This window comes from Gammaproteobacteria bacterium (genome assembly GCA_029882975.1).
Taxonomy (GTDB): domain Bacteria; phylum Pseudomonadota; class Gammaproteobacteria; order SZUA-152; family SZUA-152; genus JAJDNG01.
This window is the reverse complement of sequence record JAOUJW010000005.1, coordinates 32,031-53,301: the sequence shown is the minus strand read 5'-3', so window position 1 is coordinate 53,301 and position 21,271 is coordinate 32,031. Positions and strand designations below refer to the sequence as shown.

The 21,271-nt window shown below is 46.8% G+C and carries 18 protein-coding genes; 12 read left to right on the top strand and 6 right to left on the bottom strand.

The features are described from left to right. Position 1 precedes the first annotated feature (1 nt). Positions 2–2,557 carry a DUF4132 domain-containing protein gene (locus OEY58_05350; protein MDH5324870.1) on the top strand — a complete coding sequence of 852 codons (2,556 nt, stop codon included), beginning with the start codon at positions 2–4 and terminating at the stop codon, positions 2,555–2,557. A gap of 46 nt (positions 2,558–2,603) precedes the next feature. On the opposite strand, the gene OEY58_05345 is transcribed toward OEY58_05350, so the two are convergent. Beyond that, positions 2,604–3,023 carry a gamma-glutamylcyclotransferase gene (locus OEY58_05345; GenBank protein ID MDH5324869.1) on the bottom strand — a complete coding sequence of 140 codons (420 nt, stop codon included), beginning with the start codon at positions 3,021–3,023 and terminating at the stop codon, positions 2,604–2,606. Between the two features lie 282 nt (positions 3,024–3,305). Here OEY58_05345 and OEY58_05340 point away from each other — a divergent pair, with 282 nt between their 5' ends. The 6 genes from OEY58_05340 (at position 3,306) to OEY58_05315 (ending at position 11,864) form a co-directional block, all read left to right on the top strand. Beyond that, positions 3,306–5,444 (top strand): NERD domain-containing protein, encoded by a 2,139-nt coding sequence (locus OEY58_05340; protein MDH5324868.1) that lies wholly within the window; start codon positions 3,306–3,308, stop codon positions 5,442–5,444. A 254-nt stretch (positions 5,445–5,698) separates the two neighbouring features. Next, positions 5,699–6,826, top strand: coding sequence for a TRAP transporter substrate-binding protein DctP (dctP, locus tag OEY58_05335; GenBank protein ID MDH5324867.1), 1,128 nt, complete (start codon positions 5,699–5,701; stop codon positions 6,824–6,826). Between the two features lie 101 nt (positions 6,827–6,927). Then, positions 6,928–8,058, top strand: coding sequence for a TRAP transporter small permease subunit (locus OEY58_05330; GenBank protein MDH5324866.1), 1,131 nt, complete (start codon positions 6,928–6,930; stop codon positions 8,056–8,058). Next, positions 8,058–9,422 carry a TRAP transporter large permease subunit gene (locus OEY58_05325; GenBank protein MDH5324865.1) on the top strand — a complete coding sequence of 455 codons (1,365 nt, stop codon included), beginning with the start codon at positions 8,058–8,060 and terminating at the stop codon, positions 9,420–9,422. The genes OEY58_05330 and OEY58_05325 overlap by 1 nt, the downstream gene beginning before the upstream one ends. 40 nt (positions 9,423–9,462) lie before the next feature. Continuing rightward, positions 9,463–11,646, top strand: a complete 2,184-nt coding sequence (locus OEY58_05320) for a malate synthase G (GenBank protein ID MDH5324864.1) — start codon at positions 9,463–9,465, stop codon at positions 11,644–11,646. 35 nt (positions 11,647–11,681) lie between these two features. After that, entirely contained in the window at positions 11,682–11,864 is a 183-nt protein-coding gene (locus OEY58_05315) for a hypothetical protein (GenBank protein MDH5324863.1), read from the top strand. A gap of 52 nt (positions 11,865–11,916) precedes the next feature. On the opposite strand, the gene OEY58_05310 is transcribed toward OEY58_05315, so the two are convergent. Then, a complete protein-coding gene (locus OEY58_05310; GenBank protein MDH5324862.1) occupies positions 11,917–12,210 on the bottom strand; it encodes a hypothetical protein in 294 nt (97 codons plus the stop codon). 176 nt (positions 12,211–12,386) lie between these two features. On the opposite strand from OEY58_05310, the gene OEY58_05305 reads away from it, so the two are divergent. Both OEY58_05305 and OEY58_05300 read left to right on the top strand, forming a co-directional pair. Further along, positions 12,387–13,160, top strand: coding sequence for a hypothetical protein (locus tag OEY58_05305; protein MDH5324861.1), 774 nt, complete (start codon positions 12,387–12,389; stop codon positions 13,158–13,160). 231 nt (positions 13,161–13,391) lie between these two features. Next, entirely contained in the window at positions 13,392–14,249 is an 858-nt protein-coding gene (locus tag OEY58_05300; GenBank protein ID MDH5324860.1) for a hypothetical protein, read from the top strand. 4 nt (positions 14,250–14,253) lie between these two features. On the opposite strand, the gene OEY58_05295 is transcribed toward OEY58_05300, so the two are convergent. Then, entirely contained in the window at positions 14,254–14,976 is a 723-nt protein-coding gene (locus tag OEY58_05295; protein MDH5324859.1) for a zinc ribbon domain-containing protein, read from the bottom strand. A 39-nt stretch (positions 14,977–15,015) separates the two neighbouring features. Next, positions 15,016–15,411, bottom strand: coding sequence for a helix-turn-helix domain-containing protein (locus tag OEY58_05290; protein ID MDH5324858.1), 396 nt, complete (start codon positions 15,409–15,411; stop codon positions 15,016–15,018). Between the two features lie 143 nt (positions 15,412–15,554). Here OEY58_05290 and OEY58_05285 point away from each other — a divergent pair, with 143 nt between their 5' ends. The 3 genes from OEY58_05285 to OEY58_05275 are packed head-to-tail and all read left to right on the top strand — an operon-like array spanning position 15,555 to position 16,765. After that, complete coding sequence (locus tag OEY58_05285) at positions 15,555–15,956, top strand: mercuric transporter MerT family protein (GenBank protein MDH5324857.1); 402 nt, start codon at positions 15,555–15,557, stop codon at positions 15,954–15,956. A gap of 40 nt (positions 15,957–15,996) precedes the next feature. After that, positions 15,997–16,287 (top strand): cation transporter, encoded by a 291-nt coding sequence (locus tag OEY58_05280; protein ID MDH5324856.1) that lies wholly within the window; start codon positions 15,997–15,999, stop codon positions 16,285–16,287. 19 nt (positions 16,288–16,306) lie between these two features. Beyond that, positions 16,307–16,765 (top strand): hypothetical protein, encoded by a 459-nt coding sequence (locus tag OEY58_05275; protein MDH5324855.1) that lies wholly within the window; start codon positions 16,307–16,309, stop codon positions 16,763–16,765. A 99-nt stretch (positions 16,766–16,864) separates the two neighbouring features. On the opposite strand, the gene OEY58_05270 is transcribed toward OEY58_05275, so the two are convergent. Next, positions 16,865–18,787 carry a hypothetical protein gene (locus OEY58_05270; GenBank protein MDH5324854.1) on the bottom strand — a complete coding sequence of 641 codons (1,923 nt, stop codon included), beginning with the start codon at positions 18,785–18,787 and terminating at the stop codon, positions 16,865–16,867. A 99-nt stretch (positions 18,788–18,886) separates the two neighbouring features. Continuing rightward, entirely contained in the window at positions 18,887–21,127 is a 2,241-nt protein-coding gene (locus OEY58_05265) for an oligosaccharyl transferase, archaeosortase A system-associated (GenBank protein MDH5324853.1), read from the bottom strand. Positions 21,128–21,271: the final 144 nt, after the last annotated feature.

Sequence of the window (21,271 nt, the reverse complement as noted above, 5' to 3'; positions counted from 1 at the left end):
CATGTTGAATCGAGTCCTATCTCAAAGCACCACGACTGTTGCACCCAATTCTGAATTGGAACAACTCCTTGGTGACATCGAGGCGTTTGTCCGTAATAATAACAATTACTTTTACCCCCACTCCAAAATCGCACTGAAGGACTGCAGCGCTTACGAACAATTAAAAAATCTTAAAGGTTACGCCAAACTTGAGGCATTGGAATATTTAATCAAGACCGTCAATACGTGCCACATCAAAGGTTCTGACTACGGCTCGCACAGCTATCAACAGTACTCCATATTGACCAGCGTATTGGATACATTCATCCGCACCAAATTTGATTTCCCTGACAATTATTCCTTTCACGGTCTATTCCACCATTTATATGAAGCTACGGGTAAGTCACCCAAACACTACAATCTGCAAGACCGTCCCTTTGGTGGTCTGGTGACCCAAATTGAAAAACATGTTAAATCCAAAGAACTAAACAAAGAACTTCAAGCAGACATAGAAGCCATCCTGGAGAACCCGGTGGTTCAATCCTACATAGGTAAGAAGGTTGATTATGGCATCGATATAGCCAGATGGACCACGAAGTTGCAGCAACTGCTGTTTAGTCGCGGTGACTCTGAACACCAAGTCCCTCCCTACGAACCGGGTAACGGTCGCTTCGGTGCGCTGTTAAAAAATAAACTGCAATCATTGGATACGCAAGAACAGGATCGTTGGAACGCCTTGTTTAACCATTTGGCATCAGCCGGTGCGGGCAGACCCAGCCAAAAATTCTTAAAAAGCGCTAATTCTCACATTGATACCATTGGTATCGACAAATTTAAGCAAGTCACCAATTCCTTGCTGCAGACGGCGACAGAATTCGAAATTGAATCGGTGTTTAACGATTACTATTCGGTACCGGAATTTGTCGAAAGTTACAGCAATAATTTAATCAAAGGTCTGGTGTGGTCCCTGAGTCGTTTTCATGATAGGGAAACCCTTCATACCATTGTGAAACTAAGTGAAAAATGTTTTAAGAAAGTACCGGGTTTCGGCCCAACTGCGACAGCTATAGGCAATGCTTGCTTATACACTCTGGCTAACTCCATTGGATTGGAGGGCATCGCTCACTTGACGCGACTAAAACTCAAAATCCGTCAGAACAATACTAGAAAACTTATTCACAAATATATTGAAGAACAAGCGAGCAAACGCGGCATTAAACCGGCACAAATCGAACAAATGGCAGTCCCGGAATATGGACTGACTCTGGGTGAACGTAGTGATTCTTTCGACGACTATCAACTGGTACTGAAACTATCCACTGTTGGTAAAACAGAGTTTCAGTGGATTAAACCTGATGGTAGCATACAGAAAACCGTACCTGCTTTTGTTAAAAGCAAAACCAGCTTGTCTGATAAATTAAAAAAAATAAAGGACATAGCCAAGCAAGTAAAACAAGACAGTTCCACTCAACGGGATCGCATTGATCGTCTGTATGTAGAGAATTTAAGTTTAAATATGGACGATTTTCAAAAATACTATTTGCACCACGGACTGGTCAGTCAAATCGCTCGCAAACTCATTTGGAACCTTGACAAACAAGCCGCACTCTATGTAAATGACGAATGGCAAAATGAACAGGGAGAAGTCATACAGGTACCAGATGAAGCGGAAATTCGTCTTTGGCATCCTATCGACACCACAGCAGAAACAGTGTTAGCCTGGCGTGAGCGCCTGGAACAGTTGCAAATCAAACAACCCATAAAGCAAGCCTACCGCGAAATCTACATATTGACGGATGCGGAAATTAACACCCGAGTTTATTCGAACCGCATGGCTGCTCACTTAATTAAACAGCATCAGTTTGGTTCCTTGGCATCCATACGGGGCTGGAAATACGCCTTGATGGGATATTTCGACGGTGGTGGTGATTCGATTGCTTCTAAAGTTTTATCAGAATACAAACTCAGCGCAGAATTTTGGATTAACGAGTTAACCAATACCAGTGATAATTACTACGACAATGGAATCTGGAGTTATGTTGCGACAGATCAAGTGCGTTTTGTGGATGAAGATAGAAACGCAGTACCATTGGTAGATGTTCCTCCCATGGCGTTCTCTGAGATAATGCGTGATGTGGATTTATTTGTTGGCGTAGCCAGCGTGGGCAATGACCCGGAATGGCAGGATGGCGGACCTCAAGGCCGCCAAGACTATAGGGACTACTGGCACAGCTATTCCTTTGGTGACCTGTCTGAAGTGGCGAAGACTCGAAAATCCGTCTTGGAGCGGTTGTTACCACGACTAAAAATACGCAATGTTGCCCATATTGACGGTAAATTCCTCATCGTGAAAGGCAAGAAAAATACATACAAAATTCACATTGGCAGCGGTAACATTCTTATTGCCCCCAACGATCGTTATTTGTGTATAGTACCCGGCCGCGGCAAGGATACAAAAATAGACCAGCTATACTTACCCTTCGAGGGCGACACCGGTTTGTCTATCGTGCTCTCTAAGGCTTTTTTGCTGATGGATGACGATAAAATCAAAGATCCGACTATTGTCAGTCAGCTGTAACCGAGAATTTTACTGTGCGATGCCACAGGCTTATGCTGACATAGTGTCATGACAGAGAACAAACATATTCCGTTGCTTTTTGCGGAAATCCGAGTTTTTTCATTGCTTGTACGAGTTTTTCCCGATATTCCTTATTAAGCGGAAACTCCGGCTGAACAGGTACATTGTAACAGGTAGCCTCAACCTCTTGCCCGGATTCAATGCAAACAACAGTGATGCGCTCTGGTTTATAGTGTTTGGTGGTTTCGAAAGCGTACATGGCCCGGAGATGCGACTCCGGTAACTGAATCAGCATGCCCCAGGCCTCGCCACCCTGCTTAGGTACTAATTTGGCAAAGCCGTGCAGATCCAACTCATAATTGTGTACCACCGCCATACGTGCAAGACCGGGACTAAACCCCAAGCTCCGTAACAGATCGGAATCCATATATAATCCGTAGAAAAAACCTTCGATACTTTGATTCATGATATGTTCCATATTGACGGATCGGTTGGGGTAAAAAATTTCCTGCACCGGACAATCCATAGCAGTTTTGAAAGGCGCTTCCAACCAACGGATAGAAGCAGCGTAATACAAGCGACCTGTTCACCGGCCTAATCTACATTTTACCCTTTCCCCGTTTGTGATACAAAACACATTTTTTTGAGCTCTTTTGTCCGATAGTATATGGATTAAAAATGATCAAATCTCCAAGTTAAGCACAAACACCGTATCCAGCGCAGCAACACATATCGCGAGGCGTTCCTCATGGCAAAAATGTTCCCGGACACTGACCATACCCGTGTAATTTTTGCCAGTCGGGCAGAAGAATCTTTTTACGACGCTTGTAGAAAAAGTTTAAACGACGCTTGGACAGTTTATTATTCCCGAACCTTATCCACCATAGACCGAAACAGTGGTTTAACAGACAATGAAATCGATTTTGTCTTATACCACCGAGCCTATGGCGTAGTGGTGATTGAAGTCAAAGGTGGGCGTATTCGTCATGGCAAAAATGGAAAATTTTATTCCATAAACCGTTATGACGAGAGTTTTGAAATTAAAGACCCGTTTCAACAAGCCTTGGTGTGGAAAAGCCGGTTCTGGCGGGTATTGCGTAATCGCAATATTAAATTACCGGTCAGTCATGCGGTAGCATTTCCATCCGTACACGAAAGCGAGTTTGTAGAGTCTGCTTCCATTGTTCCGGAGATCATTATCGGCAGACAAAAAATGGCCTCCTTGGCCGGCGCGTTGAAAAATATTGTGAATCAGGAACACCCGGAACAATACTTAAAGTTCGACGATGTTGCTGAGGATCTGCACGGCATTCTTTGGGGTAAAGATTTCACCAGTAAATTGTTTCTTAAAGACTACCTTAGCAGTCACGACTTGCGTGTGAAAGATATTGAAGTGATTCAAGAGACGCTGGTCCAGCCCATATCGGCCTCGAATCGTTTGGCCGTTGAAGGGGAAGCCGGCACGGGGAAAACACTAATTGCATTATTGTTGGCACGACAATTTCGCAGTCAGGGCAAGCGCGTGCTTATGCTCTCTTCTAATCCTCTATTAAACGAATATCTCAAAAGCGAAGCCGGCGCTGATGTCGAGGTCAGCACCTATATCGAACTGGGCGAACGATTTGGAGTTCACTTACTAAAAGCACCGTCAGACTATGAGGGTGAACGTGACGACTGGTCTCAATACGAAGCACCGGATCGTTTAATCAAGGCAATTTCCGCGTCCTCAACGCGCTATGATGTACTCATTTGCGATGAGGCTCAGGATGTACAACCGTTTTGGTGGGAAGCCTTAGAAGCAGTGCTAAAATCAGAAGACAGTCATTTTCTGGTGTTTTTTGACCGTAGCCAAGGGATTTTCGGTGCCGGTAGCGCAGATCGCGGCTTTGTCCCCGAACAGGTACTACCAATTTCACCCCCCTATTACCCCTTAGTGTACAACTACCGCACCACTCGGGAAATCGCCGGTTTTGCACGCAGTTTTCGTACCGGCACCCAAGTCATGCAAAGTCATTGCGGGCGTCTAGGCTATATTCCGGAGCTTGTCGTGTATGACGATGCCCAGGATTGTCGCGGTAAACTGGGACGCTTGTTTCGAAAATTGTTTCGGGAAGAGGAAGTTGCCACAGACGATGTCACCGTACTATCGGCACGGAATCCAAAAACGCCGGAATCGGTGCTTAAACCTACGGACCAAGTGGCTCGTTATGGATTTCGGTTGCTAAGTTCTGACCAGAGTAGTGAGAAAAAAGCCAACGATAAAAAAGGAGCCGCTAAGTCCACAGCAAAGATCAATTTATCCACTATCAGTGGTTTTAAGGGCCTTGAAACACCCATTGCCGTATTGCTCAATCTCAGTGAATACAATTTACCCTTGGATAATCCCATCATGTCCAGCTTGGTGTATGTCGCCTGCACCCGGGCCAAGCACATGTTGTATATCATGGTACAAAAAGACGACCCCAAACGCGCGGCCTTTGAAACCGCTATTAAGGCCATAAAGAACACTGGCAGCTTAGTGCTGGAAGGCTCTGACGCTAACTTCGAATTTGTCGGCAGCGTCAGTCATTATAATCCGGATCGGATTGGCTGGTTGACCGTAAACGACCCGGCGTTTGAAAAAAGCACCATTATGTTTTTTCCTCATGACGTCGCTGCGGCCGGGCTTAACGGTATTAAAAAGGGAGACAGCTTACGTTTTCGCCCCAGGGTGGAAGGCCATGCCACCATTGCAACAGACCTGAAACCTGTCGCAATGCAAACCCATTCGAGCGAAGCATCCGAACCGGAGACTCCAATCCAAGAGAACCCGGTTACAGACGCAGAATCCAGATCCAACCAACACAAATCCGAACCATTCGATATAGAAAAAGCTCAAGGATTATAGGGAAGTTGTTATAAGCAATTCCAAATAGGTCACACCCAAAGTCTGATACTTGCCCCAGCTCAAGCAAAATATCAAAAAATACAACTTCTTAACGGTCTTAATAGGATTAACTGGGGTTATGGTCTATAAATAATAAGTAATCTCTACTTAAGTTAGACGGTTTCAGTCACAACTTAGTTGGAGATATCTCATATTCCGGGATACAAGCTGTACGGACGCGAATAACAACCCGCCAACTCCGTGAGAGGTAAGCCATGACAGAAAAATCCAGCAGCAAACCTGATAAAACCGACAAACAGCGACGCAGTTTTCTCAAAGCCGCTGCCATAGGTGCTACCGCCATAACAGCAGCACCGTTTATCGGTAACGCCGAAGCGGCCAAAACCACCACCTGGAAAATTCAAACATCCTGGCCCGGCGGTATCGGTCTGGAAGTCTTTAAGAACTGGTGTAACAGTATCAAGGAAAAAACCGGTGGTGAATTGGCTTTTAAACCTTTCGGCGCCAAAGATGTGGTGGGTGAATTTCAGTTGTTCGACGCCGTTAAAAACGGCGTTTTGGATGCAATGAATCCCTTTACCCTATACTGGGCCGGACGTATGCCTGCCGCTGTATTCCTGAGTTCTTATCCCTTGGGGCTGCGCAATCCTCATGAATGGGATGTTTTCTATTACGGCTTGGGGGGCTTGGAGTTGGCCCAGGAAGCTTTTGGTAAAATGGGACTGCATTACGTAGGCCCGGTACATCATGGCCCCAACATTATTCACTCCAAAGTGCCCATCCGTTCTATTGACGATTTCAAGGGCAGGAAAATGCGTTTGCCCGGCGGTATGGTAGCGGAAGTCTTTCAGGCCGCAGGAGCCAAAACCACCTTGTTGCCCGGTTCAGAAATCTTCCCGGCGCTGGAGAAAGGCACCATTGATGTGGCCGACTATGTAGGCCCGGCGATCAATCATGCCCTGGGTTTTCATCAAGTCACCAAATACATATCCATGGGACCTCCCGGATTCATGTCTATTTACCAACCGGTGGATCTTATGGACCTCACCGTATCGCAAAAATCATGGAAAAAACTTTCCAAAGCCATGAAAAAATTCGTGGAAATGGAAGTACATGTGTATTCCGATATGCATCACGCCGCAATTCAGGCCGCAGACCAACAAGCATGGAAAAAATTTACCGAAGCCGGCACGGAAATCACCCGTCTTTCCGAAGATGACGTAGGGGCCTTCACTCAACTGGCAGTGCCCTTATGGTTCAAATGGGCCAACAAAGACAAATACGCGGCGAAGGCGTTTAAAATCCAACTGGATTATATGATGTCCGGATCTTTGGGTTACGCGGACAAAGCAATGATTAAAGGACATAAACTCAAACTATAGCAACGCGTAAACTACAAACACAATGCTGAGCCTTAATAATTACGGAAGCACCGCTCAAAAGGCGGTGCTTCCCGGCACGGCGGCTTCGAGATCAGCCACAGATGCCTGAAATAAATTTTGTATTACCTCATTGGTTATACTGGGCCGGGTTAGTGCTGTTTCCACTGACGGCAATGGTTTTGTTCCGAAAAGCCAAACCGTCAGACACAAATGTTACTCTCTCCTTACCTTTAGCCTACTTCCTGTTATTGACCGGTGGTTTCATCGGTGTTCACCGTTTATATCTGAAAAGTATTTTAACTTTAGTATTCGTCACTCTGTTCTGCAGCGTGCTGGCTGTGAATGTAGAGGTGCGTCAAGCGCGCAACGATCTTTCCTCCGCTCTCAATGATATTCAACTGGCGGAACTCAAATTACAACGGGCGGAAAAAGCCGTTCAAAAAGGACGCCGCAATGCCGAAGCGAAGCTAGCCCACGCTCAAGAACAACTGCAACAGGCGCAACCGCTTCTAAAACAAGCGCAAGAATCCAGTGATAACTGGAATCTGGTTGCCAACCTGCTCGGTGCAGCCATACTCTTGTTTCTAATCGTGGATGCATTCCTTTTACCGCTACTGGTAAAACAACGCCGTGAACAAGAAACCGCTCCCACGGAAGGTTTCCATTGCCCCGCCGTAGAATCCGAATACGACGATGCCCGCGAACCCAATGCTTTTTACCGCTTTACCTCCCGCCTCAATGGTTTGGCGGGGGAATTCGTCGCCTATTGGTCTGTTATCGCCGTATTTGTGTATTACTACGAAGTCATAGCCCGCTATGTGTTTAACTCACCCACCAATTGGGCCCATGAAAGCATGTTTCTCATGTTTGGCATGCAGTACCTTATTGCCGGTGGCTTTGTATTGCGCGAAGGCGGCCATGTCCGTGTCGACGTACTGTATAACTACATGAGTGTCCGCTGGAAAGCCATCTCCGACATTTTAACCTCCGTGTTTTTCTTTATTTTCATGTTTGCGCTGTTAGGCACCGGATGGATATTTTTCCACGATTCGTACAGTGTCAGCGAAGTGTCTTTTACCGAATGGGCGATTCAGTACTGGCCCATTAAATTCGCCCTGCCATTGGGTGCGGCATTGCTTATTTTGCAGGGACTGTCCCAGCTCATGAAAGATATCGCCATACTGATAAACCCACAGGCCGTTCAAGACGGCTCCCTGCGATCGGAGAGCTGATGGGCTGGGAAATCGACATCGCCTGGCTCACTCTGCTCATGTTCGGCAGCTTGCTGATCCTGCTCATGGCCGGTCTGCCTTTGGCCTTTGTCACCGGTGGCTTGGCCTGCGTTTTTCTTTTCCTGTTCGGCGATGCGGCCATGCTGAATATATTGCCTTCGCGCATCTTCCCCCTCATGACCAATTACCAGCTATCCGCCATACCGCTGTTTATTTTTATGGCCTCCATGCTGGAGCGAGCCGGAATCATCGAAGAACTGTACGATATGGTCTACAAAATATTGGGAGGCCTGCGCGGTGGCCTTGCCATCTCCACCATTATTGCCTCAACCTTGCTGGCGGCCATGTGCGGCGTGATCGGCGCTACGGAAGTTACCATGGGTATGATAGCGCTGCCCGCCATGATCCGGCGCCATTATCACCCCACCATCGCCTGTGGTTCCATTTTGGCCGGGGGCACTTTAGGTATTCTCATCCCTCCTTCCATTCTTGCGATTTTGTTTGCGGTTATAGCACAACAATCTGTGGGCGAGCTGTTCATCGGCGCTGTTGTTCCGGGGCTCATACTTTCGGGCTTATACATTTTGTATATTGCGGTTGTTACCTATTTCAAACCCGAAGCCGGTCCGGCACTGCCACTGGAGGAAAGAGTCAGCACGCGGGAAAAAATTCGACTTCTGAACAAGATGTTCGCACCGATTATTCTGGTGATCCTGGTTCTTGGCATTATTTTCGCCGGCATTGCTACGCCGGTGGAAGCTGCCGGGGTGGGAACCTTTGGCGCTATTGTAGTGGCATCCATGCACCGGCGCTTATCTTTGGAAAACGTTCGCTCCGCAGCCATGACCACCCTACGGGTAACCGGAATGGTGTTGTGGATCATATTCGGCGCCACCCTGTTTGTGGGTTTTTACGTTGTTAATGGTGGTCAGGAATTTGTCAATGCCTCCATCGCCGGTACCGGATTAGGGCCTTATGGCGTTTTGGTTTTGATGATGGTTATTTTGGTCATTTTGGGCATGTTTCTCGATTGGGTTGGTATACTTTTATTAGCGGTCCCTATTTTTATACCGTTGATGAAAACGTTTACTTTCGACGGCGTGTTTGGAATGCCCGGCGTTGCTCCCGAAGATCTGGCATTATGGTTTGGCGTGGTCTATATGGTCAATATGCAGATGTCATTTATCAGCCCGCCCTTTGGCTATGCCTTGTTTTATCTAAAGAGCGTGGCCCCACCTGAAGTGACCATGGGACAGATCTATCGCTCTTCGCTGCCGTTTTTGTGTTTGCAGGCGGTGGGTTTGGCCATTTGTATTATTTTTCCGGAAGTGGTTTTGTGGCTACCACGCCTGGTCTACGGATGAGAACGTGATCGGGTTTTGATTCTGCAAGGAGTCCTCCCTTATGGTCCAACGAATCACGGTCAGTAATTTGCAAGTTGCTCAGGTCTTACACGATCTAGTGATATCTGAGATCCTACCCGGTACCGACATCAGCAAGGAAACCTTTTGGCAGGCTCTGGAGCAATGCGTCATTCGCTTCGGCCCCAGAAACCGCGAACTTTTAGCATTCCGAGATCAATTGCAACAGAAAATAGACAACTGGCACCGCCAAAACGGTGGGCAAACTCACAATGCTATTGTCTATAAACAATTCCTTCTGGACATCGGCTATTTGTTGGCTGAAGGAGACGACTTTTCCATTAATACGGATCACGTAGATCGGGAAATCAGTTCTATTGCTGCACCGCAGTTGGTTGTACCCGTCACCAATGCCCGCTACGCCCTTAACGCCACCAATGCCCGCTGGGGCAGCCTCTACGACTCGCTTTACGGAAGCAATGTCATCCCGGAAGAAGGGGGTGCAGACCGGGGGGGAAAATACAACCCGATCCGAGGTGCCCGTGTTGTTGAATACACCCAACGGTTTTTGGATAACAGCGTGGCTTTGAGCCGTGGTTCACACGCCCAAGTATGTCAATACGCGATCCAGAATCGGGTATTAGTGGCAAAACTACAAGACGATACCAGCACCGGTCTGCGGGAACCGGAGAAATTGACAGGTTATCGTGGTGAACCCAATAATCCGGAATTAATTTTACTCTGTAATAACGACTTACACATAGAATTGCTGTTGGACCGCTCACACCCCATCGGTAAAACCCATCCGGCCGGTGTCAAAGATATAGTGTTAGAAGCCGCTGTAACCACCATACAAGATCTGGAAGACTCCGTAGCCGCGGTGGATGCAGAAGACAAAACCTTAGCATATAGAAACTGGCTGGGTTTAATGAAGGGAGATTTGATCGACACATTCAATAAGCAGGGAAAAAGCATCACTCGACACCTCAACCCGGATCGCACTTATCTGTCCCCGAAAGACCAAACCTTTACTTTGCCCGGTCGCAGCCTGTTGTTGCTGCGCAACGTGGGCCATCTCATGACCAATAACGCGGTACTGGATGCAGAGGGTGAGGAAATTCCGGAAGGCTTACTCGACGCCATGATGAGCGGTGTTATCGGTTTGCATGATATCAAAAACAAAGGAGCTTATAAAAACTCCAGAAGTGGGAGTATCTATATCGTCAAACCCAAAATGCACGGCGCAGATGAGGTGCGTTTTACCTGCGAGGTCTTTGACTTTGTCGAAGACATTTTCAAGCTTCCCCGCTATACCATTAAACTTGGGATTATGGACGAAGAACGTCGAACCTCTCTCAATCTCAAGGAATGTATTCGAGCCGCAAAAGATCGTGTGGTATTTATCAATACCGGATTCTTGGACCGCACCGGCGATGAAATCCATACCAGCATGTTTGCGGGTCCTATGATCGACAAGACCGCGATGAAAGACAGCACATGGATCAAAGCCTATGAAGACAGCAATGTAGACATTGGACTTCGCTGTGGTTTTGTAGGGAAAGCGGAAATCGGCAAGGGTATGTGGCCCATGCCTGACGAAATGAAAAATATGGTGGAACGCAAAGTCAGTCATCCCTTAGCCGGCGCCAACACGGCGTGGGTTCCTTCACCCACAGCTGCCGTATTGCATGCCTTACACTATCACCGGGTAAACGTACTAAAAAAACAACAGCAGCTATTACAACGGCAGCGCTGTAACCCGGATAACATGCTGGAAATCCCGTTATTGGATCAGGACCTTGCCGCTTTCCTGTCAGAGGATACGATACAGCATGAATTGGATAACAATTGCCAGGGAATATTAGGCTATGTGGTTCGTTGGATTAATCAGGGTGTGGGCTGCTCCAAAGTTCCGGATATCCGTAACGTGGGTCTGATGGAGGATCGCGCCACCCTGCGCATTTCCAGCCAGCACATCGCCAACTGGTTGCTACACGGAATATGTACTGAGCAGCACGTGATGGACACACTAAAACGCATGGCGCTAAAAGTTGATCAACAGAATGCCAAAGATTCCGATTACCGCAGTATGGCTCCGGATTTTGATAACAGCAGGGCATTCCAGGCCGCCTGTGATTTGATTTTTAAAGGTGTCGATCAACCCAATGGTTACACCGAACCCCTTTTGTACAAACACCGCTTGGCGCTTAAATCGGCAAAACCATAATTGTGAGCTAGAATTGGTATATAGGGTATATGTTTATGGAACTAGACCTCAACAAACAAGATACCGAAGTGCTGCAGGACGTTTTAACCAGCTATTTGTCCGATTTACGCATGGAAATTGCTGATACCGACCGTCAGGAATTTCGCGATGGCCTGAAATCGAAAAAAGCGGTGCTGATTAAAATTCTGGAAGAACTAAAGAAAAACTCTGCACACTGAGGTTCGTTCAAGCCCACTCCCTGAATAAACCAGGGAGCAGAAAATATTTGTATTATTTTTGCAGCATCTTCATTTTTCGACGCATACCTTCAGTATCACACAGAGTATGCAGCCAGCCTTGTTCCTTTTTATAAGAGATCAAACCACCACCATCAAAAAAGCAAAATGCCACTCTATCTTTAGCCAGTGGAAAGATTTGTTCCCGAACCTGTACGGGTTCCGGTAGATTTACCGTCAAATCGTCTACCGTGTATGAAACGACCCCTTGGGCAAATACATATCGCCCGGGACAGGCACGTATCGGTATCCAGTGATAATGGGAAAACAAAAAGTCAAAACTATTCATACAAGTAAAAATCTGAGACCGCGTTATCTCAACCTTACCCCCGTGAAACCGGGAAGAAATTTTTGATATGTTATGCTATAAAACTATTAGGCGCCAGTTAGTGCCGCACTATATCACAGCGGTTTCAGCCGTACCGCGAAATCCCGGAATTCACAGATAGAACAGGAAACAATGCCATGAGTTCTGAAAACCAAACAGTGGAAATCACCTCTGCCGCGGCGAAATTTTGCATAGGCGCAGTAGCCGGCGTTGCCGCCATCGCCATCCCCAGACTGATTTCATATGCCACGGATGCCAATCAGAGCTTTACCTACCTCCCTTTACATTATCTTGGAGCAGTTTTAAGTTTTGCTCTTTTTATAGGCGCTCTGGTTGTTATTTTTGAATACAAAACACCCAAACCACCCAAAGAAACTTTTTTTGCAGCCTTGGCCATTCCCGGTTTGTTGGCCGGTTCGTTTAATACGGCGGTAGAATCGCAGGAAGCCAATTCCATTTTTGCTCAAAACAAAGAGCTATCTACAGCCATTCGAGAAAACAATGAAATCGCCATACACACGGTGGACGATATGACCATCGTCCCCTTGGAAGAAGAACCCTCGCCCAACCCTGGAGTTTCTTTTCGATTCCAGCTCAATCCCATAGGAACCGCTCAAGCCAAGGACGAGAAATTTCCGTTACAAGAACGTGAAGATTTCCGAATATCCATCCAAAGAGAAAAACCGGCATTTGGCATTAGTATCGGCAGCTTTGCAGACAAGAACGCCGCCATAAATGAAGCAAAACGTCTAAAAAAGAACAATCCCTCTACAACGCTAATTAAAACCACACAAGGGTATGAGATCTTGTCCAGTCGAAAACTCTTGACTGAATCCGAAGCCGTCCTGGAAGCCGTGAAACTGGGGCGAAAGTTGAACGTGAAGCCCAAATTGATTACCGTAAAGCAATAAAGCGATACCACGCAAACACAATATACAACCGCAGACCGAGCCGGGGCCACCGTGTCCCGTCTTTGCGGTTGCGGTAAACTGAATCAACACCCCATTTTGGTTATATTTTAACCACATCGCCCTACGGCCCGTTACTTAACTCAATTGTTTTCATTGACCTGCGTGTTTTCCACCTTTAGAATTGTACCAGGCTACTTACTTTATTTGATAGCAATAACGAATTAACTATAAATGATAAAAATAATATTACCGCTGATACTGTACTTTTTCAGTGTCACGTGTAGCGCTGCCGAGTCTTTTCAAAGCAAAATCAACCTGGAAATGTATGCGATATCGGATAACTTTGGTAATCAAACACAGGCCCGTAGCATAGACGGAACCTACTACTCTTACGAAATTGATCCGGATTTTTATCCCATATCCGACGCGGGCCATTTAAGCCGAAGCTCCTACGTAAGATTCTATTATGAGCTCAGTAACTATGACCTTCCGCAAACAATGCAGGAGGGGGAAACAAAAGCACACAGTGTTTATTGGCGCTACGCAGACCCGGACAGCAATACGGGCTGGTCTCTATCGCGAAGCCAATTTAAAACCAATACAGGTAACGAGGGAGTCAGCCATTCTCTAGGATTCTTGCAATACTTGGGCGACGGTCTCAAGTCTATCAGCATGTCCTACAGTCGATCTGATTACGCTTACAACAAAGTTGGGGGCATTGATAATGATACTATGACCAGTTACGCTGTGACCTACTACTCGGTTCCTGACCTGACACAAAGTAACGTTGGCTTGAGAGTGGCGTATAATTCATCCCGAGAACTTGAAGATAACGGAATCACCTATACAAGTTATGCATTTAGCTTACAACCAAAACTGTACTTATCCGCCAAAACAAATGTGTCATTCCGTTACCTAAACATATACAGTGACTTTACAACAACACGGGGCTCACGTTATTCGCTGAACTTGGAAACCTTTCCAGTTTCCTCGCTATCGCTAAATTTCTATGGTTCGAGCTTTATTTCAAACTACGCCAACACGTATAACAAAACATCCTATGCGCTGAGCATTGGATATTGGTTTTAAAACCTCACAACAAACGGTATTGTTTTTTTAGCAAAACCAAGCCCCAAAAGATGGCACACACCATTAAAGCTATGCCTACAATAAAAGACAGCCTGGCAAGAGCTTGGTCGTATTGCAGTAAACCGGTCTCCGTGAGTAAATATTCCCAGTCATGAAAACCATAGGGCGCCGTATTCCCCGTATTGCCACCTAACAAGGGCATTTCCAGAATTCTGGCATCGTAAATATACGGTGCCATATCAACAAAATTCTCCCCGAACCACCACAGGGCCACCGCGGCACCGAAGGTATTCTCCCTGCGAAATAGAAATACATAGAAGCAAATGGCGGGCATCATTAACTGTCCCAAACTACCACCCAATGAAGAAATAAATTGTCCAAAGGGACGGAATAAAATATGCCCAAACTCATGGAAAGGAAGATTGATCAAGTGCAAAAACGACTCTGCAGCAGCATTGTTTACAATAGGAGAAAACATGAAACGCCAAGTGTAGACCGTAATCACCGTAAGCAAAATGGCTTGACCCAACAGTGTGTGTTTACCAGCCGGAGTGGGTACCTTTAGACAAACCTCCCGGACATAATCGGTAAGGGATTCAGACTTTGGCCTGGCACGTGGTTTTTTACCGTATTGTTTTGCTTGAACGTATTTTTCAAAGATGATGCCGCAATGAGGACATTCCTTATCCCCTATTACTCTATCTCGCTGACACTTCGGACATAACATAGTCCAGTAAGCTTAGCGCATTATCTTTACTATTCTAATTCAATCAGGAGAAACAAACAGTGCATCAATGATGGGGCATTCTGGGGTGGCATTTCCGGCACACTGAGACGCTATAGTGGACAAGGTTGTTTCCAGCTTTTTCAGATCGGTGATTTTCCGGCGCACACTTTCGACGTGTTGCATGGTAATAGTCTGGATATCTTTACAGGTGTAGATACCCCCATCCACTAAATCCAGCAGGGTGCGAATTTCCTCTATGGTAAAACCCAGCTCCCGACTGCGTCGAATAAACGTCAGGCGACGAAGATGGGAATCCGAATAGATACGGTACCCGCCATCGGTGCGAGCCGGCGCGGGTAACAAACCGATACGCTCGTAGTATCGTATGGTTTCGATTTTACAGTGCGTTTTTGTAGAGAGTTGGCCGATTTTCATAAGCTTTTGATTATATTCAGGTTTACAAATCTGAGTCTAAAAATGGATCAAAATCTTGAGTCTATAGTTACTACAGGCTCTACACTGTATTCTACGTATATAGCAGATGCAATCGACTGTTTCTAACTTATTCGAGATAATACATGCATAACAATGAGTTACAGACTACTTCTCAAGCAACTAGTGAAGTTGAAAAAAATAAAGCCGGCGCTACCGGAACCCTAATCGCCGGTTTGTTAGCCGGTATTACAGCCTCAGCCTGTTGTGCAGGCCCTTTGTTGTTATTGATGTTGGGCATAAGTGGCAGTTGGATTGGTAATTTGAGCGCTTTAGAACCCGCACGGCCCGTATTTATTGTAGCTGCCGTGATCCTGATTGGGCTGGCCTATCGCAAAGTGTACCGCCCGGCAAAGGCCTGCAATGCCACAGCCGTCTGCAGCACGGGAACCGGACAACGCTCACAACGAATACTGTTTTGGATTTTCTCCATAACCATCCTATTGTCAATCGCTTTTCCCTGGTATGGACCTTTGCTGTTTGACTGATAATTCCTGAATTCCATTTGTATATAAAGAGGATCAATCAATGAAAAATTTCTTAACTGCCGTAATGCTGTTTCTGGTAAGCGTGTCCACAACCTTAGCCGGAGAGATGAAGACGGTTACTCTAAACGTGGAAAAAATGACCTGCAATATGTGCCCCATCACAGTGAAAAAGGCATTAAAGAAAATCGACGGTGTCTCAGAAGTGGTCGCCAAATACGAAGGTGAGGGAAACGGTTGGGCCAAAGTTACCTTCGATCCGGAAAAAACCAATATCGAAGACCTGACCTTCGCCACCGAAGAAGCGGGTTACCCTTCCCAATTGAAACCATAGCCGGACCCGGTAAAAATCAATGTCGGATTGTTGTGCATCAAAAAAGCCTGTAGGCATCACTCCCAAGAAACACACATGCCCGGTTAATAATAAATGGTATAGTGAAGTGGCGTACACCACCATAGTGCACCACATTAAGACACCCTGGCTTGCACCCAAGAGACAACCTTACTATTTTTGCAGTGACCCTGATTGTCCGGTGGTTTATTTCGGCTTGGACAATTCCATCATCAACAAAGACCGGGTACGAACTGCTGTCGGAATTAAAGACACATCTGCACAGGCCTTGGTTTGTTACTGCTTCGGAGTTACACGACAGGAAGCCGCCGACCCATCCATCAAGTCCTATGTGCAGGAGCAAACCAAACAATCCAACTGCTCCTGCGCTATTTTTAATCCATCAGGCAAGTGTTGCTTGAAAGATTTTCCTAAGCCACAAAATCTAACCGTTAAAACAAAGACCACAAACTCAGGTTAAAAATCCTGTTCTTTGTTTTAATGGTACACCTTACATAAAGCATTAAAAAATGCCCCATGTTGAAACAACATGGGGCTTTTGATTTCCTGACACTAAGGTTTACTGGGTGGTGAAACTTCGGATGACACTCTCCGTCGTGTTACCGTTTCCATCGCTAACAGTCACTTTCCAGTAGTATGTGGTTGTCGACGCTAAACCGGACTCCGTATGCGCAATATTGGTATTGGCTTGTCCGCCACCACCACTGCCACCACCGCACGCAACCAAATTAAAGGAAGCCAGAACAATGACGGACAGAATGGTTTTCAACCACAATTGTCTGCGTGTGAATCCCACCGGGAAGAACAGCAGCAATCCGAAACCACCCAGTCCTGCGAGCAGAATCCCGTTGCTATTAGACGCTACATTTACGCTGGTACAAGCAGTGAAGTTTGCGTCGCTGCATATATGCAACTGGTAGCTTAAACTGTCTCCATCGGCATCGCTTGCCGGTTCCCATTCAAAAACGACGGAAGCTGGATCAATTCCGGTAGCACCATCGGCAGGAGAAACCAGTACCGGCGCAGTCGGTGCTTGTCCGCTAGCAGGAGGAGTTTGTGCAACAGCGAAACTTAATGCAATTTCACCGTTGGTAACACCATCGCGGTCATTGAGGCCACCGTCTTGTACCGTGAGTTTCACACAGTGATCCCCACTGGTCAAACCCGCTTGATAAGTCAAAGCCAGAGGACAGCTACCAAGCACATTGGCAGCCGAAGTCAGCACATTGTTGGCATCTTCGCTGAAACTACCCCAACTTCCTCCGGCATAAACACGAACCGCGGAATTGGCGGGTATGGCCACGGTCAGCGGAACAGCCACACTGACAGACGCACCGGCACTGGGTAGATTCCCAATTACCACATCGTAGATTCCGCCACTGGCAGTCCAGGTATCGCTACTGGCTGCACCGCCTAGGCCGTCACCAAAATCCGCAAAATTTTGAGTACTGATCAGCGGGGTGGAATTTCCTGTGACAAAAGCGGCGGAACCCAGACGCAATGCTAAGTTTGTTGCTGTCTCCATGGCATAAGCAAAATTCTGGGTGTGCATGAGATGAATATTACTCATCAACGTATCGCTTTCCATGTAATCTCGCACACCGTCCTGATCCAGGTCACCATAGCCATCTACATTGTCAACAATTCCATCGGAATCAGTATCTGCGACGGCGCTTAATACGGGAGGACTCGAAACCACCTGGATCAACCGCTGCACAGATTTATTGGTGATTCCACCGGCGCCGTCGTTAACAGTTACCATTAATTGAATCGGGTAAAATCCTGCAGCCAAACCCGACGGGTTAAAACTGAAAATGGCGGAGCTCGTACCGCCCACGACTGCGCCCGTGATACTCGTGTGACTGCCACTCCAGTCATAACTGATCGTATCGTTTGTATTTTGCGACACCACGTGGCCATGCATAGCTACCACGCCTGCCGTATTGACAACGGTACTGGTGGCTTTCCCACCTTGAATCAGAACGGTTTGGGTATAGGGAATGGTTCCGCCTAAAGTAAAACCCACCCCCTTCACCAAAATTGAAGTGCTTCGTGCGGTTTCACTTATCATCGTATTGCCGCTATCAATATTCAGTACGATATGGCGATTACTGCCGGCACTACCGAATGCTGTTTGGTACGACAACATCGAAGACACATTAGGTGGAGTAATGTTAAGTGTCGTTGTATTAAACATGGGACTCAGACCCGCGCCTGCTGACTTGGCGGTTAAGTTCGCCGTTAAAACCTCCACATCAGCGGCATAGTCAGCATCTATTCGAAAACTTACGGGGGCACCATCAAGAACTACATTTGATGCGGTGGGATTGGTGGTATTGTATGCCTCTGTCCACAAACTCACGGTTGTGTTCATAGCCAACAACCCTACGGCTTCCCGGGTTTGAATTAGTACAATGGACATGACAGTAACAATGCTGAGCAAAATCAAGCTCAATTCTTTCACGGTGCGATCTAATAGCATAGTTAGCCTCTGGGTTTTTGTAGGAATTCTGTTCTTATTAACCGTCGGAAACTATTCGCTTAAGCTATTGAATATTTTGACTATCCTTTGTGCAACCGTTTACTCCTGTACCTGTCCTGTGCTGAAAATGCGCAACCCAAGTGAATGTTTCACCCTACCCTTATCGTCCTTTACTTTAAATCCTGAACGATAAACCTCTGAAAAGTTTTTCATTGCTTTTATTGGAATACAGGTTTTGCTTGGTGTCGTACAGACCAAATCCAATGCCCGGTCCGGATGAGCTTTAATGTAGGCTTCCGCATCCGAATAAGAGGAAAATTCGCTTCTTTTTATCAACCTTTTGTATTTTTCGCCCGATTGCCCGGTATGCCACTCGTACTGATACACCCAACTGGATTCCGGTGAGACCTGTTTCGCTGAAAAATAGAACAAACGGGCCAACATGGTTTTATAGTAATTCGGTTTGATCCCCAAAACCGGTGTGGAACTTCCGTCTGATCCTACTTGATAGTACCACTCAAAAAATTCCCGGGTTTCCCGACCCGCCCAAGCGACTATCGCCGGAAACTTCGTGGGTTGATTGATATAAAACATTAGACTGCTGTCCACGATCACATAACGGCTCCCCATTGTACGGAGCAGTTTTTCCCCCTGTTGTGGATCGACAGCCAATAAAAATCCCGCGACTTTACCTGCGCCACTTTGGGTCGGATTTGCGTTTGGCACACGTCGGCCTATGCGGGTTATCCAATATCCATAATCCCACCAAGCCAGTACGCCATAGGCAGCTTCGTGTTTTGAAGCGTGCGCCAATTTAACCGGATCTGTATAGACGGTATTATCCCCAAATGGTTCGGGTGTGTTATTCCGTAACCAGTTCAATGCAGTAACCCATGTTTGTGTCGGTACAGCCATGGTTCGCGTCATGGCAAGTGCCGACTGTAGCGGTGGCAGAAACGCGATACCCACGACGATAAACACAGCCATGAGTCGATACATCTGCACATTCATACCCCGTTCCGTTTCGCTTACTTGTTGACGCAAACCGGAAAACCCCAGTGCCAGAATCTGCAAACACACGATTGCCCCTAAAATAGACAAGTTAACCGCCAGATAGTATCCAAATCGATTTTGTCCCAATGCGACAATCGACATGGCAAAGCACCATATCAGCAGCAAACTTCTATCGGCACGGTATTCCTTCCACATACTCAACAATACGATGCCAAAGCCCGCTAACCCCAAAAAAAACAGCCACCCGAACCCGTCTATGACCGGCCACAAGGACCATTGTCCGGACATGGTTAACAGTGGTGTACTCTCGGCGACCGTGTTACCGATACCCTGACCACTGAAACGCCCCATATCGGTAAGGACGGAGTGCCAAAGCCCCGGATAAAGCCATTTAAACAAGCTCAGCGCGACGATAACCTGAAAGCTAATCAAACCATAAAACACCCACCGCCGACTGTTAGTTTTGCTTGCAAACCGTGCGTTCAGCTGCATAAGCCATGGTAAACAAACCATAAGGATAAGGGCGGTTAAATGAATGTTTCGTCGGGGCAAAAACTCCCAAAATGGCAGTAGCAGCAGCAAAGCCACCACAGCACATGGGCCGACTATTGAGATCAGATCCAATTGGTATTTTGGTTTCTCAAACCCTACACAAGCCTGCACACACACCCATACGGAAATTACGGCGACTATCAATGATGCACCGCTCCAGCTCAAACAATAGGCCCCCAAAGCAATACCAGCAGCCAGACTGAATCGGCGGGTCTTCGCAACAGCTTCGGTACTTGTGCTTGCCAGGAACAACAATGCCATGGTGATACAACTGAACAACACTTCCGCAGCATGGTGGTCCACAAATCCCAGCGTGGTTCTTAACAAATACGGTCCCGATTGCACGGCCAACAGAGCAGCCGCCAATAGGGCAATCTGCCGGTTGAACAAAGTCTTTGTTGCCAGATACAGTGGGACAATGACCAAGGAGCCCATGACAGGTGGCGCAAAAGCCGCCGTGGTTTCCAGCACCCCAACATCCGCAGACGCGCCCAACAACACAGCGATACTGACCACCAACCAGTCGAATAGAGGGGCGACTCCAACCGTCTGCCCTCCAGGAAAGAACGCATAGGGATCATGTACTAAAATCGAAGGAAAGTTTGCCAACAGAAAATCCATGCGACGCATGTGGTACCAGGAGTCGGCTCCCACAAACAACACACCGCTATCCGTAAAGACTTGCGAATAGGGTTGCCATATCTTGAGTGCGCATGACAACAAGAATAACAACAGCAATACACTCCAATCCAACCAAACGTTTTTACTTTTCATTCGATCCGCGTAGTGAGTCTGTGGTACACCCAAGCAAGTGTAGCAGTTCTGATAGAACCCGCTGTATTTCCCGGTTTGGAGGTACTAAAGTTGCATTAGCTGATTCAACTTAAAGCAAAGACACTTACATTTTGAGCAGATCCA

Excerpts from the sequence above, each read along its gene's own strand:
- OEY58_05350 (MDH5324870.1), top strand. The coding sequence starts at position 2 with ATGTTGAATCGAGTCCTATCTCAAAGCACCACGACTGTTGCACCCAAT.
- OEY58_05345 (MDH5324869.1), bottom strand. The coding sequence starts at position 3,023 with ATGAATCAAAGTATCGAAGGTTTTTTCTACGGATTATATATGGATTCC.
- OEY58_05340 (MDH5324868.1), top strand. The coding sequence starts at position 3,306 with ATGGCAAAAATGTTCCCGGACACTGACCATACCCGTGTAATTTTTGCC.
- dctP (MDH5324867.1), top strand. The coding sequence starts at position 5,699 with ATGACAGAAAAATCCAGCAGCAAACCTGATAAAACCGACAAACAGCGA.
- OEY58_05330 (MDH5324866.1), top strand. The coding sequence starts at position 6,928 with ATGCCTGAAATAAATTTTGTATTACCTCATTGGTTATACTGGGCCGGG.
- OEY58_05325 (MDH5324865.1), top strand. The coding sequence starts at position 8,058 with ATGGGCTGGGAAATCGACATCGCCTGGCTCACTCTGCTCATGTTCGGC.
- OEY58_05320 (MDH5324864.1), top strand. The coding sequence starts at position 9,463 with ATGGTCCAACGAATCACGGTCAGTAATTTGCAAGTTGCTCAGGTCTTA.
- OEY58_05315 (MDH5324863.1), top strand. The coding sequence starts at position 11,682 with ATGGAACTAGACCTCAACAAACAAGATACCGAAGTGCTGCAGGACGTT.
- OEY58_05310 (MDH5324862.1), bottom strand. The coding sequence starts at position 12,210 with ATGAATAGTTTTGACTTTTTGTTTTCCCATTATCACTGGATACCGATA.
- OEY58_05305 (MDH5324861.1), top strand. The coding sequence starts at position 12,387 with ATGAGTTCTGAAAACCAAACAGTGGAAATCACCTCTGCCGCGGCGAAA.
- OEY58_05300 (MDH5324860.1), top strand. The coding sequence starts at position 13,392 with ATGATAAAAATAATATTACCGCTGATACTGTACTTTTTCAGTGTCACG.
- OEY58_05295 (MDH5324859.1), bottom strand. The coding sequence starts at position 14,976 with ATGTTATGTCCGAAGTGTCAGCGAGATAGAGTAATAGGGGATAAGGAA.
- OEY58_05290 (MDH5324858.1), bottom strand. The coding sequence starts at position 15,411 with ATGAAAATCGGCCAACTCTCTACAAAAACGCACTGTAAAATCGAAACC.
- OEY58_05285 (MDH5324857.1), top strand. The coding sequence starts at position 15,555 with ATGCATAACAATGAGTTACAGACTACTTCTCAAGCAACTAGTGAAGTT.
- OEY58_05280 (MDH5324856.1), top strand. The coding sequence starts at position 15,997 with ATGAAAAATTTCTTAACTGCCGTAATGCTGTTTCTGGTAAGCGTGTCC.
- OEY58_05275 (MDH5324855.1), top strand. The coding sequence starts at position 16,307 with ATGTCGGATTGTTGTGCATCAAAAAAGCCTGTAGGCATCACTCCCAAG.
- OEY58_05270 (MDH5324854.1), bottom strand. The coding sequence starts at position 18,787 with ATGCTATTAGATCGCACCGTGAAAGAATTGAGCTTGATTTTGCTCAGC.
- OEY58_05265 (MDH5324853.1), bottom strand. The coding sequence starts at position 21,127 with ATGAAAAGTAAAAACGTTTGGTTGGATTGGAGTGTATTGCTGTTGTTA.